Annotated in this window: 12 protein-coding genes and 1 riboswitch; of the genes, 9 read left to right on the top strand and 3 right to left on the bottom strand. The window is 62.1% G+C overall.

Annotated elements, in window-relative coordinates:
• Positions 1 to 2: 2 nt before the first annotated feature.
• Positions 3 to 860, top strand: coding sequence for a C40 family peptidase (locus tag V6767_RS14410; protein ID WP_448474110.1), 858 nt, complete (start codon positions 3 to 5; stop codon positions 858 to 860).
• A gap of 257 nt (positions 861 to 1117) precedes the next feature.
• Here V6767_RS14410 and V6767_RS14405 read toward each other — a convergent pair whose 3' ends face one another.
• Positions 1118 to 3583 (bottom strand): heavy metal translocating P-type ATPase, encoded by a 2466-nt coding sequence (locus V6767_RS14405; protein WP_448474109.1) that lies wholly within the window; start codon positions 3581 to 3583, stop codon positions 1118 to 1120.
• A gap of 352 nt (positions 3584 to 3935) precedes the next feature.
• The gene (locus V6767_RS14400; protein ID WP_448474108.1) at positions 3936 to 4139 is read right to left on the bottom strand and encodes a heavy-metal-associated domain-containing protein; all 204 of its coding nucleotides are present in this window, start codon (positions 4137 to 4139) and stop codon (positions 3936 to 3938) included.
• A gap of 148 nt (positions 4140 to 4287) precedes the next feature.
• Here V6767_RS14400 and V6767_RS14395 point away from each other — a divergent pair, with 148 nt between their 5' ends.
• From V6767_RS14395 to V6767_RS14380, 4 genes are all read left to right on the top strand, one after another.
• Entirely contained in the window at positions 4288 to 4920 is a 633-nt protein-coding gene (locus V6767_RS14395; protein WP_448474107.1) for a LysE family translocator, read from the top strand.
• Between the two features lie 38 nt (positions 4921 to 4958).
• Positions 4959 to 5036: riboswitch (SAM riboswitch) on the top strand.
• A 52-nt stretch (positions 5037 to 5088) separates the two neighbouring features.
• Positions 5089 to 6021: a homoserine O-succinyltransferase gene (locus tag V6767_RS14390; RefSeq protein ID WP_448474106.1), complete on the top strand. Its 933-nt coding sequence runs from the start codon at positions 5089 to 5091 to the stop codon at positions 6019 to 6021.
• A gap of 57 nt (positions 6022 to 6078) precedes the next feature.
• Entirely contained in the window at positions 6079 to 7116 is a 1038-nt protein-coding gene (locus V6767_RS14385; RefSeq protein WP_448474105.1) for an aldose epimerase family protein, read from the top strand.
• A 26-nt stretch (positions 7117 to 7142) separates the two neighbouring features.
• The gene (locus V6767_RS14380) at positions 7143 to 7919 is read left to right on the top strand and encodes a YdcF family protein (RefSeq protein ID WP_448474104.1); all 777 of its coding nucleotides are present in this window, start codon (positions 7143 to 7145) and stop codon (positions 7917 to 7919) included.
• Between the two features lie 5 nt (positions 7920 to 7924).
• Here the strand turns inward: V6767_RS14380 and irrA are convergent, their stop codons facing one another.
• Positions 7925 to 8341, bottom strand: coding sequence for an iron response transcriptional regulator IrrA (gene irrA, locus V6767_RS14375; RefSeq protein ID WP_448427059.1), 417 nt, complete (start codon positions 8339 to 8341; stop codon positions 7925 to 7927).
• Between the two features lie 301 nt (positions 8342 to 8642).
• Between irrA and fabA the strand changes: the two genes are divergently transcribed.
• The 4 genes from fabA (at position 8643) to V6767_RS14355 (ending at position 13017) form a co-directional block, all read left to right on the top strand.
• Positions 8643 to 9158, top strand: a complete 516-nt coding sequence (gene fabA, locus V6767_RS14370; protein WP_292055248.1) for a 3-hydroxyacyl-[acyl-carrier-protein] dehydratase FabA — start codon at positions 8643 to 8645, stop codon at positions 9156 to 9158.
• Between the two features lie 37 nt (positions 9159 to 9195).
• Entirely contained in the window at positions 9196 to 10422 is a 1227-nt protein-coding gene (gene fabB, locus V6767_RS14365) for a beta-ketoacyl-ACP synthase I (RefSeq protein WP_448474103.1), read from the top strand.
• Positions 10423 to 10429: 7 nt separating this feature from the next.
• Complete coding sequence (fabI, locus tag V6767_RS14360) at positions 10430 to 11239, top strand: enoyl-ACP reductase FabI (RefSeq protein WP_018064540.1); 810 nt, start codon at positions 10430 to 10432, stop codon at positions 11237 to 11239.
• A gap of 698 nt (positions 11240 to 11937) precedes the next feature.
• Positions 11938 to 13017, top strand: coding sequence for a porin (locus tag V6767_RS14355; RefSeq protein WP_448474102.1), 1080 nt, complete (start codon positions 11938 to 11940; stop codon positions 13015 to 13017).
• Positions 13018 to 13277 lie beyond the last annotated feature (260 nt).

The following is a 13277-nucleotide window of genomic DNA, read 5'->3' as shown; positions in this document are numbered from 1 at the left end:
GCATGCAACTCGACCGCCGGCTTCACGCATTCAGGGATGATCTCGCCGATGTCCGGCTTTCCGGCATCGTCCGCGCGGCGCGGTTTTCCGATCCGATCCCGGCGCAGGTGATCGTCCCGGTTGCCTCGGTGCGGCGCGAGCCGTCACATGCGGCCGGGGTCGACACCCAGCTTTTGTTCGGCGAGACGGTCGATATATTCGAGCGCGCCAATGGCTGGCTGTGGGTGCAGTCCCGCTTCGACTGCTATGTCGGCTATCTGCCGGAGGATATGGTGGCCGAGGGCGCCCATCCGGCGGCGACCCATGTGATCTCCGTGCCCCGAACCTTCCTCTATCCCGAGCCGGACCTGAAGACCGGCCCGGTCTCCGCGCTTTCCATGGGCAGCCGAATGACCTTCGTGGACGAGGCGGAGCTTCGCGGCAGCCGTTATCTTCTGTCAGCGGACGGCACCGCCGTCTTTGCCGATCATTGCTTTCCGTTCGGCCGCCCGTTCGAGCGCGACCCGGTGAAGACGGCGCTGCGCTTTCTCGAAACGCCCTATCTCTGGGGCGGGCGCTCCGGCTTCGGGCTCGATTGCTCGGCGCTGGTGCAGATCGCGATGATGATGGCCGGGCGCACAGTGCCGCGCGATTCCGACATGCAGGAACTGATGGACGGCGACCCGGTGACCCGGCGCGGCCTCAAACGCGGCGATCTGGTGTTCTGGAAAGGCCATGTCGGACTGATGGAGGACGCCAAGACACTGATCCACGCCAATGGCGCGACCATGCGCGTGACCCGCGAAAACCTCGACCACGCCATCACCCGCATCGCCCCCTTTTACGGCAACCCGACCTCGTATCTGCGGCCGGCGAAGTAGCGGCTGAACATGGGCGAGGTTTTTACATATGGTCTCCCCGCATAGCCCCCCAATCTTCTCGCCCCGGAGGGGAGAGATGTCGCGACAGCGACAGTGAGGGGGGAGTCCATCATTACGAACGCCCTCACGAGACGAGATGCCGCACCACCCTCACTGCCCCTTGCGGGGCATCTCTCCCGCCAGCGGGAGAGAGTATTGGGAGCAAACCGCAAACGCCCCTCCGTGTGACGATGATCGCCGCGCGCTGAAACGCGCCGCTACGCCACCTTCCGAAACCGCTTCAGCCTGAGCGCATTGCTCAACACAAACACGCTCGACAGCCCCATCGCCGCCGCTGCCAGCATCGGCGACAGCAGGATGCCGGTGGCGGGATAGAGCGCGCCGGCGGCGACCGGGATCAGGACCACATTATAGGCGAAGGCCCAGAACAGGTTTTCCGCGATATTGCGCATCACCGCCCGCGACAGCGCGATGGCGTTGACCACGCCAGCGAGATCGCCGGACATCAGCACGACATCGGCCGTTTCGATGGCGATATCGGTGCCCGTGCCGATGGCGATGCCGGTATCGGCTGCGGCGAGCGCCGGCGCGTCGTTGATGCCGTCGCCGGCAAAGGCGATCGCCCCGTGCTCCGCCCGCAGCTTCTCAAGCGCCGAGACCTTGCCATCCGGCAGGACATCGGCAACCACGGTATCGATCCCGACCTCGGCTGCGATCGCCCGGCCGGTCTTTTCGTTGTCGCCGGTGATCATCGCGGTCTTCACGCCGGCCTCGTGCAGTGCCGCGATCGCGGCCTTTGCCGAGGGTTTGACCGGGTCGGCAACGCCGATGACGCCGGCGGGGCGGCCATCGACCGCGACGAACAGCAGAGAGCGCGCCTTCGCCGCCAGCCTTTCGGCCTCGTCGTCGAGGCCTTCGGTATCGACGACAAGCTTTTCCATGAACCGGCGCGCGCCGACGGCGACGAACCTGCCGCCGACCGAGGCCATGACGCCATAGCCCGGTACGGCCTCGAAATTCTCCGCCTTTTCAACGGCGAGTTTCCGTTCCCGCGCACCGGCGGCGACGGCCTCGGCGAGCGGATGCTCCGAACCCGCCTCCACCGCAGCGGCGAGCGCCAGCAGCGCATCATCCTCGAAGCCGCCGACGGTGAAGATATCGGTGACCTGCGGCCGACCCTCGGTCAGGGTTCCGGTCTTGTCGAAGGCGACGATTTTTGTATCGCGCAGGGTCTGCAGCGCCTCGCCGTTCCTGAACAACACCCCCGTTTCGGCCGCCCTGCCCGTGCCGACCATGATCGAGGTCGGCGTGGCGAGCCCCATGGCGCAGGGGCAGGCGATGATCAGCACCGCCACGGCGTTGACGAGCGCGAAGGAGAGCGCCGGGGCGGGCCCGAACACCAGCCATATGACGAAGGTCAGCGCAGCCGCCGCCAGCACCGCCGGCACGAACCACGCCGTGACCTTGTCGACCATGGCCTGCACAGGCAGTTTCGCGCCTTGCGCGGTTTCCACCATTTTCACGATGCGCGCCAGCACGGTATCGGCCCCGATGGCGGTGGCGCGGAAGGTGAAGCTTCCGGTCTTGTTGATGGTGCCGCCGGTGACGGCATCGCCCTCGGCCTTCTTCACCGGCACGGGTTCGCCGGAAATCATCGATTCGTCCACATGCGAGGCTCCCGAGACCACCGCGCCATCGACCGCGATCCGTTCTCCGGGGCGCACGACCACGATATCGCCCTGCTTCACATCGGCGATCGGGATATCGGCGGTCTCGCCCTCGCGCTCCACCCGCGCCGTCTTCGGCTGCAGGCCCATCAGATGGGTGATCGCGGCCGAGGTGCGGCCCTTGGCCTTGGCCTCCAGATAGCGGCCGAGCAGGATCAGCGTGACGATGACGGCCGCACTTTCGAAATAGACCTGCGCCGCCCCTTGCGGGAAAAGCTGCGGCACGAAGGTCGCGAGCGTCGAATAGCCCCAGGCCGCCAGCGAGCCGAGCATGACCAGCGCGTTCATATCCGGCGACAGCCGCCTGAACGACGCCGCGCCATGGCGGATGAAACGGCGGCCGGGGCCGAACACGACGATGGTCGCCAGCACGAAATAAAGAATATGGAGAGGAAAGACGCCGACCGCGTTCATCAGCGCATGGCCGAGCGAGGGAATGAGATGGGACCCCATTTCCAGCACGAACAGCGGCAGGGTGAAGATCGCTGCTGTCAGAACATCGCGCTTCAGCGCGGCTTGTTCCTTCGCCCTTATATCCGCGTGGGTCTCGGTTTCCGCCGCCGAATCCGTGATGCGGCGCGGCGTGTAACCGGCCTCCTCGACGGCGGCCATCAGAGCGGCGGTATCGGCCATGGCTTCAATGGTCGCCCGCTCGCTTGCAAGGTTCACATGCGCGGAGACGACGCCGGGCACGGCCATCAGCGCGCGTTCGACATTGCCGACGCAGGAGGCGCAGTGCATGCCCTCGATGCCAAGCTCGACGGTTTCCAGCGCCACGCCATAGCCTGCCTTTTCGATCGCCGCGACCACGTCGCCGGCGGCCTTGGGGTCATCAAGCGCGACATCGGCCGTCTCGGTGGCGAGATTGACGGAGACCGCCGAAACGCCCTCCACTCGGCCCACGACCCGCTCCACGCTGCGCACACAGGACGCGCAGGTCATGCCCGTCACCGGCAGGGTGATGTGGGTGGGCTTTTTCGCAAGCGTCTGTTCCATTGTCATTTTCCTTTGGTCTATGGCTCGCCGCTCGCTCCAAACACTCTCCCCCTTGAGGCTAGGGTTATCGCATACGGCGTAGCGGCTTGCTCCCAATACTCTCTCCCGCTTGCGGGAGAGATGCCCCGAAAGGGGCAGTGAGGGTAAAGCAGCCTCCCAGAACAGTGAGGGCGTTCGCGGTGATAGGCTCCCCCCTCACTGTCGCTGTCGCGACATCTCTCCCCTCCGGGGCGAGAAGATTGGGGGGCTATGCGAAACAGTTATCTGCGATAGCCCTGCCCTCAAGGGGGGAGATTGTTGGCTGCGGCGTTTTCGGATCAAGACAGCCCAGCCATAATCGGCTGGCTCCGCCTCAGCCCTTCACGTCGTAGCCGGCATCCTCGACGGCCTTTACCGCCTGCGCGCGCGTTGCGGGCGCAGCCATTTGAAACCTGGCTTCGTGGCTATCGAGGCTGACCGCCACGTCGGAAATGCCCGGCACGGCGGAAAGCGCCTTGGTCACGGTGGCGACGCAGCCGCCGCAGCCCATGCCTTCAATCTTCAAGGTCTCGGTCATTGCCATTCTCCTTCTGGAACCTGTTGCGACAGAGATGGGGCTTCCAGTTGCTGGAAGGTCAAGGGCGGTGCGGCGATTTTTCTTGTCACCACGCTTGAAAACGATCTCGACCTCTGTCTTTGCTTGCCGAAACAGGAGATGAAACGCCATGGACCTGCATATCTGGCTCGCCTTCGCCGCCGCATCGACCGCGCTGCTGCTGATCCCCGGACCGACAGTCCTGCTGGTGCTGAGCTACGCTTTGAGCCAGGGCCGGCGGGTGGCGCTGGCGACAGTCGCCGGCGTCGCGCTCGGCGATTTCATCGCCATGACCGCTTCGCTTGCCGGTCTCGGCGCGCTGGTGCTGGCCTCGGCGCAATTGTTCATGGTGCTGAAATGGATCGGCGCGGCCTATCTCGTCTATCTCGGCTTCAAGCTGTTTCGCAGCAAGGGCGTCGGCGATGCCGTGCCCTCAGCGTCGGAAGCCACCCTCCCGCCCCGGCATGTTTTCACCCATGCCCTGATGGTGACCGCGCTAAACCCGAAATCGATCGTGTTCTTCATCGCCTTCGTGCCGCAATTCGTGCAGCCGCAGGCGCCGCTTTTCCCGCAATTCGCCATCCTGATCGCGACCTTCGTCACGCTTGCCGCCCTCAACGCGCTCGCCTATGCGCTTGCCGCCGACAGGCTCCGGCAAAAGCTCGCCTCCCCCCCCGTCACCGCCCTTCTGCCCCGCCTCGGCGGCGGCGCGCTGATGGCCATGGGCATTGCCACGGCGACATGGCGGCGGGCGGCGTCATAAGCCGGAATGTTGACGCCTGCCCCGCGCGGCGCTATTGACTTCTTCCTCGTGGTGATTTGGCCGGCCGGCTTGCAGCCACGTTAAACAAGTCGCTAAAGGGCCGAGCGAGCGGAAGCCCCCGGCCTGCGATTTGTACGCGGCCGGTTTTCTGTTTGTATGGATGTGAACATGCCTATCAAGATTCCAGACACACTGCCCGCCTATGAAACGCTGATTGCGGAAGGCGTGCGGGTCAAGACGGAAACGGTTGCGGAGCGGCAGGATATCCGCCCGCTGCACTTCGGGCTGCTCAATCTCATGCCGAACAAGATCAAGACCGAGCTGCAGTTCGCCCGCCTGCTCGGCGCCTCGCCGTTGCAGATCGAACTTTCTCTCATTCGCGTCGGCGGCCACAAGGCCAAGAACACGCCGATCGAGCATCTGCTGTCGTTCTACAATACCTGGGACGAGGTCGCCGACCGCAAGTTCGACGGCTTCATCATCACCGGCGCGCCGGTCGAGACGCTCGCCTTCGAGGAAGTCACCTACTGGGATGAGCTGAAGGAGATCCTCGACTGGACCACCACCCATTGCCACTCGACGATGAACATCTGCTGGGGCGCGATGGCGGCGGCCTATCATTTCCACGGCGTCGCCAAGCATCTTCTCGACAAGAAGGCCTTCGGCATCTATCGCCACCAGAACCTGAAGCCGGCCTCGGTCTATCTCAACGGCTTCTCCGATGATTTCCAGGTCCCGGTGTCGCGCTGGACGGAGGTGCGGCGCGCGGAACTGGCGAAGGCTTCCGGCATGGAGATCCTGATCGATTCCGAGGAGGTCGGACCGTGCCTCGCGCATGAGGAATTCGCCAACCGGCTCTACATGTTCAACCATATCGAATATGATTCGAACTCGCTCGGCGACGAGTACCGGCGCGACGTTGCGGCCAATGTGCCGGTCGACCTGCCGCACAATTATTTCCCTGGCGACGACCCCGAGCGCACGCCGCAGAACCGCTGGCGCTCGCACGCCCATCTCTTGTTCGGCAACTGGATCAACGAGGTCTACCAGACGACCCCCTATCATCTGGAAGAAATCGGGAACGGTCGGGAGGGCGCTTGAAGCTCTCCCCTTTCCGGCGCAGTATCGCGCCGCAATGACATTTCGCGGAGAAAAACAATGAACACGCCCCAGGACTTCGGAAAAACCCGAGACGGACAGGCGGTGCAAAGGGTCACGATCTCCGGCGGCGGGTTGACCGCCAACATACTCAACTGGGGCGCGGTGGTGCAGGATTTGCGCCTGGACGGTCATCCGCACGCGCTGGTGCTGGGCTTCGAGACGTTCGAGAATTACCTCGACTATTCGCCCTATTTCGGCGCAACGCCCGGCCGCTCCTCCAACCGCATCGCCGATGGCCGCTTCACGATCGACGGCACGGAATACCAGGTTGACCGCAACGAAAACGGCATTACCAATCTCCATGGCGGCAGTGACGGCACCAGCGTCAGCCTCTGGGAATTCGAGGAGATCGGCGAGGATCGGGTGACGCTGAAGATCGTCGACCGCGACGGTCGCGGCGGCTTTCCCGGCAATTGCACGATCCGCGCCCATTTTCAGCTCAAGCCGCGCGGCGTGTTCTCGGTGGTCTACGAGACCACAACAGACAAGCCGACGATCGCCAATATCTGCAATCACAGCTACTTCAATCTCGGCAATGGCACGGACACGCTGGAACACCGGATCATGATCGCCGCCGAGCATTATCTGCCGACCGATGAGCGCCAGATCCCGACCGGCGAACTGGCGCCGGTGGCGGGCACGCCGTTCGATTTCCGCAAGCCCCAGCCGATGAAACGGGAATATCCGAACGGGCGGCAGGCGCTGTTCGACCACAATTTCTGCCTGTCATCGGAGCGCATGGAAAAGCGGCCGGTGATCAGCGTGCGTGCACCCTCTTCCGGCGTTACCATGGACGTGCTGACGACAGAGCCCGGCGTGCAGTTCTACACCGCCTTCAAGCTGGACGAGACGCCCGAAGGGCTGAGCGGCTTTCCCTACGGCCCGTTCGCCGGCTTCTGTCTGGAAACCCAGGTCTGGCCAGACGCCGTCAACCATCCGGGCTTTCCAAACGCCATCCTGCGCCCGGGCGAGACGCTTCGGCAGGAGACGGACTATGTCTTCCGCAAAAGCGAGACGAAAAAGGCCCCGGCCTAAGGGCCCAGGACTGGAATCGCGGTCGGATGTTTGTCGTTTCAAAACTGTTCTGGATGATCTTCCAGCCGCTCGCCTTCGCCTTTCTGACGACGTTGGCCTCGCTCGTCTGCCTCGCCTTTTCCTGGAGCGCGGCGGCGGCGGTCTTCGCAGCGCTTGCGACGATCACGCTCGGCATCGCCTGTTTCACGACGACCGGGGCCATGCTGATGGCGGAACTGGAAAACCGCTACCCCCGCCCGGAACTTGCGGCGGCGCCGGCGCTTGCGATCGTGCTCGGCGGCGGCATCAGCACCGGCATTTCTGCGCGGCGCGGCACCTATGTCTTCACCAGCGCGGCCGACCGCTATATCGAGACGCTCCGACTCGCGCGGCTCTATCCGGAGATGAAAATTCTGGTGACTGGCGGCGATAATTCGCTGTCGAGCAATATCCGTGGCGAAGCCGCGCCCGCCGCTCGGTTCTTTGCCGATCACGGTATTGCCGCGGACCGGCTGATCTACGAGCCGAGCGCGCGCAATACCGCGGAAAACGCCAGCCTGACGGCGGCATTGCTGGAAAGCCAGGGCTTGAAGGACGCAAGCTGCATCGTCATCACATCGGCCTATCACATGCCGCGTTCGATGGCGCTGTTTGGCCGCCAGCGCATGAAAATCACGCCGTGGCCGGCGGATTATCGCACCGATGGCAATATCCGGTTCGGCTTCAGCTTCGACAAGCCGATGATCAATGCGATGATGCTATCGACCGCACTCAGGGAATGGGCGGGATTGTTACTGCTGCGGCGCTCGTCGGGTGGTCCGTAAGCATATCAGCGGCGCTTGGGCCGCAGACGGACCACGACATCGATATGGGCGATCTCCATGCCCTCGGGCGGGGTCGGCATGCCGGTGAGTGAAATGCTGCTTGCGGGCATGTCCACGACCTGGTTTTCGCCCTCGATAAAGAAATGGTGATGATCGGAGGTATTGGTGTCGAAATAGGTCTTTGCGCCCTCGACCGCGAGCACCCGGATCATGCCGGCATTGGTGAACTGGTGCAACGTGTTGTAGACGGTCGCCAGCGAAACCGGAACGCCGGCCTCGATCGCCTCGTCATGCAGTTCCTCGACGGTCAGATGGCGATCGCCCTTGGCAAACAGCAGTTCGGCCAGCGCGACACGCTGACGCGTGGGACGCAGACCGCTTTCGCGGAGCCTTTCTTCGGAGATACGATGTCTCGCTGCCATAATTCCTACGGTGCCTGAACTGTCACAACATAAATATAGCCCGATATAACGGGGTTGAGAATCGCTTTCAATAGGGCGAGGGCTTGCAGCACTTGAAATTAAACTGCAAATACGGGCCCGAATGGCGTTTCACTCTGGTCGCAGGCGGCGGCTTCCTGTATGGCCACGGGTGGAGTGAAACGATGAAGGGTTTGCAGATTTTGGTGAAGGTGCGCCGCCGCGCATTGCTGGAAAGCGGTTACGCCCTTATCTTGAAGCAGACACGAAAACCCCTCGCTGAACGAAGGGAAGCAGAGTTTTAATGAGCACGAGACAATCGCAGTTCGACTACGAGGACATCATCAAGTGCGCCGAGGGCGAGCTTTTCGGCCCGGGCAATGCCCAATTGCCGCTTCCGCCGATGTTGATGGTCCACAGGATCACCGAGATTTCGGAGACCGGCGGCGCCCACGACAAGGGTTTCATTCGCGCCGAATATGATGTGGCCCCCGACGATTGGTACTTTGCCTGTCACTTCAAGGGCAACCCGATCATGCCGGGCTGCCTGGGCCTTGACGGCATGTGGCAGTTGACCGGCTTCTTCCTCGGCTGGCTGGGCGAGGAAGGCCGCGGCATGGCGCTCTCCACCGGCGAGGTGAAGTTCAAGGGCATGGTGCGTCCCTCCGTGAAACTTCTCGAATACGGCATCGACTTCAAGCGCGTCATGCGCGGCCGCCTGGTTCTGGGCACGGCCGATGGCTGGCTGAAGGCCGATGGCGAAACGATCTACCAGGCGAGCGACCTGCGCGTCGGCCTGTCCAAGGACAAGGCCGAGTGACGCTTCGCTTGCAAGATAAATAAAGAGGTCAACAGATATGAGACGTGTTGTCGTCACAGGGTTGGGAATCGTATCCTCGATCGGAAACGATGCGGCCGAAGTCACCGCCTCGCTGCGTGAGGCCAAATCGGGCATCACCTTTTCGCCGGACTTTGCGGAGCACGGCTTCAAGTGCAGGGTCTGGGGCAGCCCCGATATCGATACCAGCGACAAGGTCGACCGCCGCGCCATGCGGTTTCTCTCGCAGGGCGGCGCGTGGAACCACATCGCCATGAAGCAGGCGATCGCCGATGCCGGTCTGGAAGAGGCCGATTACAGCGAGAAGCCGCGCGTCGGTATCATCATGGGCTCGGGCGGTCCCTCGACCCGCACCCTGATCGATGCGGCCGACATCACTCGCAAGAACGGCTCGCCCAAGCGGATCGGCCCCTTCGCCGTGCCGAAGGCAATGTCTTCGACGGCCTCGGCGACGCTCGCCACATGGTTCAAGATCCACGGCGTCAACTACTCGATCTCCTCGGCCTGCTCGACCTCGGCGCACTGCATCGGCAATGCCGTCGAGATGATCCAGTGGGGCAAGCAGGACATGATGTTCGCCGGCGGCCACGAGGACCTCGACTGGACGATGTCCAACCTGTTCGACGCCATGGGCGCGATGTCGAGTGACTTCAACGAAAGCGATCCGACGCGGGCATCGCGCGCCTATGACGCCAACCGCGACGGCTTCGTCATTGCCGGCGGCGCCGGCGTCGTGGTTCTGGAAGAGCTGGAACACGCCAAGGCGCGCGGCGCCAAGATCTACGGCGAGGTTGTCGGCTACGGCGCGACCTCCGACGGCTACGACATGGTCGCCCCTTCCGGCGAAGGCGCGGTGCGCTGCATGAAGATGGCGATCGAAACAGTTGACGGTGAGGTCGACTACATCAACACCCACGGCACCTCGACCCCGGTCGGCGATACCCGCGAAATCGGCGCGATCAAGGAAGTCTTCGGCGACAAGCTGCCGAAAATCCAGTCGACGAAATCACTGACGGGTCATTCGCTCGGCGCGGCCGGCGCGCAGGAGGCGATCTACAGCCTGCTGATGATGCAGGAAGGCTTCATTGGCGAGAGCGCCCATATCGAAGAACTCGATCCCGAGTTCGAAGGCGTTCCGATCGTGCGCGAGCGCATCGACAATGCCAAGATCGACACTGTTCTTTCAAACTCGTTCGGCTTTGGCGGCACGAACGCTACGCTGGTCTTCCAGCGCTACAATGGATAATGCGCAAATGACCGGACTTATGAAAGGCAAACGCGGCCTGATTATGGGCGTTGCCAACAATCATTCGATTGCCTGGGGCATCGCCAAGGCGGTTCACGCCGAGGGCGCGGAGCTTGCCTTCACCTATCAGGGCGAGGCGCTCGGCCGACGGGTTCATCCGCTGGCGGCAGAGGTCGGCTCCGACTTCGTGGTCCCCTGCGACGTCGAAGACATCGCCAGCGTCGATTCGGTGTTTGCCGCAATCGAGGAACGCTGGGGCAAGCTCGATTTCCTCGTTCACGCGATCGGCTTTTCTGACAAGAGCGAGTTGAAGGGCCAGTACGCCAACACCTCGCGGGAAAATTTCGTCCGCACCATGGTGATCTCCTGCTTCTCGTTCACCGAAGTTGCCAAGCGCGCCGCGGCGCTGATGCCGGATGGCGGATCGCTGCTGACGCTGACCTATGGCGGCTCCACCGCCGTGGTGCCGAACTATAACGTGATGGGCGTCGCCAAGGCCGGTCTCGAGGCTTCGATGCGGTATCTTGCCGGCGACTTCGGGCCGCAGGGAATCCGCGTCAACGCGATTTCGGCTGGTCCGGTGCGCACGCTCGCCGGCTCCGGCGTCGGCGATGCGCGCCTCGTCTACGCATGGCAGCAGCGCAACGCGCCACTGCGCCGCTCGACCACGATCGAGGATGTGGGCGGTTCGGCGCTCTATCTCTTGTCCGATCTCGCCTCCGGGGTGACCGGCGAGATTCATTTCGTCGATAATGGCTACAATATCCTGTCCATGCCCATCCCCGAAATGATGCGGCGCGGCGATCCGGAGACCTGATTCCGGCATCCGTTAATGCTTCGTTAAATCTCAGGTTGCATAAGACGCGCTCATTTCGATGAGCGCGTCTTTTTTTCGTCTGACGCAATTCGCGATGGAATCAGTGCCGCATCTCTTCCAGATACGAGGATAAAACCACCCGACGTCATCGCATTTGGCAGCGAAAATCACCCATCAATATCATTCTATCTTATTGTTATAAAATGTTTTTCTTCATAAAGGCGCCGATCAACCGGCGTTGAGTTCACAGTCATCCCGTCATTCAGGTGGGCCGTTCTCAGGGTCCGAGCGAGCAAAGGGAAAGGTCTTAACACTTTGTTCATTTTCTCCTCCGTTCAGCGGCCTCACGAACCGGGCGAATGCAGGATACATCTCCGCAAAGCCCTGTGCGCTTGCGAAGCGCCCCTCGTTTAATCGTCTGATTTAAAAGGAATTCTGCGCCAGGGCGCGAAAAACAATTTGGCGCTGCGGCGGCAACCGGCGTGATTCGCCATTGACGCGCGGCCTCTGTTTTTGTTGCGAATTTGCACCACCCCCCTTTATTCAATCAAATGATTTATAGTTCCACCTATGGTTTATTGAGACGGACGCACAAGACGTTGTTAATGGTTGTCAGAAGCCGGGGGGCAATTCACCGGACTTCACTAAATCGGGGCTAGCGCCTCCTTTCCATGCTCGATTAAATTGAGGATTTAACTATGACCATCAAAAGCCTTTTCCTGGGCTCCGCAGCAGCTTTCGCCGCTGCCTCCGCTGCCCAGGCAGCTGATCCGGTCGTCGTGATCGAACCCGTACAGGCCAACTATGTTGAAGTCTGCGACGCTTTCGGCGCCGGCTACTTCTACATCCCGGGCACCGAGACCTGCCTCAACGTCGGCGGTTACATCCGTTTCCAGATCGACGCCCAGACCGGCGCTAACAGCCCGGACAGCTGGAACGTATGGACCCGCGGCCAGATCGCTATCACGTCCAAGACCGACACCGAGCTCGGCGCTCTGACCGGCGCGATCGTTCTGAACAGCGAATACTATTCGAACGACGCCTCGACCGACACCTACCTCGACGAGACCTACCTCGCACTCGGCGGCTTCCAGGCCGGTTTCTTCTACAGCTACTGGGATGAAGGTCTCATCGGCGAAATCGATGACCTGTCCGGCAACACCCGCTTCAACTCGATCCGTTACGTCTATGTCGGTGAAGGTTTCGTAGGCGGTATCTCGCTCGACGCTCTTGAGCCGTCCATGATCGGCCTTTCCAACTCGGGCGACAATGTTCCGCATCTCGGCGTTTCCGGTCGCGTTGGCTTCCAGGCTGGCGGCGTTGGCGCCAAGCTTGATGTCGGTTACGACACCTACAACGAAGAAGCTTCGTTCCGCCTGATGACCTCGCTGGCGCTTGGCCCGGGCTCGCTCGACCTCGGTGCGAACTACTCCACCGGTTGGAACGCCTATGCCAACACCTACGGCAACGACGACTTCATCAACTACTCGCTGCCGACCCCGACCGTTATCCCGGGCGTCTACGCCGAGTGGGCTCTTGCTGCCGGCTACAAGCTGAACGTGACCGACAAGTTCTCGATCACGCCTGCTGCTCAGTGGACCTCGGCTAACGTTCCGGGTGCCGACAACGAAGACTTCTGGTCCGCTGGTGCCCTGTTCGACTACACGATCGTCGAAGGCCTGAGCGCCAAGCTGAACGTACAGTACACCGACACGCCTGATCAGTACTACGCTGATGACTACTGGGCCGGTTGGTTCCGTCTGCAGCGCGACTTCTAAGTCACGCAAACAGATCGCAGGGTCCTTCGGGCCCTGCACTACCCCCGGAGCGGCAACGCTTCCGGGGGTATTTTTTTTGGAACTGGACGTTTCCAGACAGCGCACCCCAACAGATGCGCGCCGCCCTTTCCAGTACAAGCCGCTACAGCATTCGCCCGAAAATCGGAATCGATTTTCGGAAAGCACGATGCGTAGATTCAATGGGTTAGAGCATCAGGCGTGATGAATGAATCGTATGGGATTCCGTTTTGGTGCGATTT

Source organism: Martelella sp. FLE1502, assembly GCF_053484255.1.
This window is presented reverse-complemented; position numbering and strand designations above follow the sequence as displayed.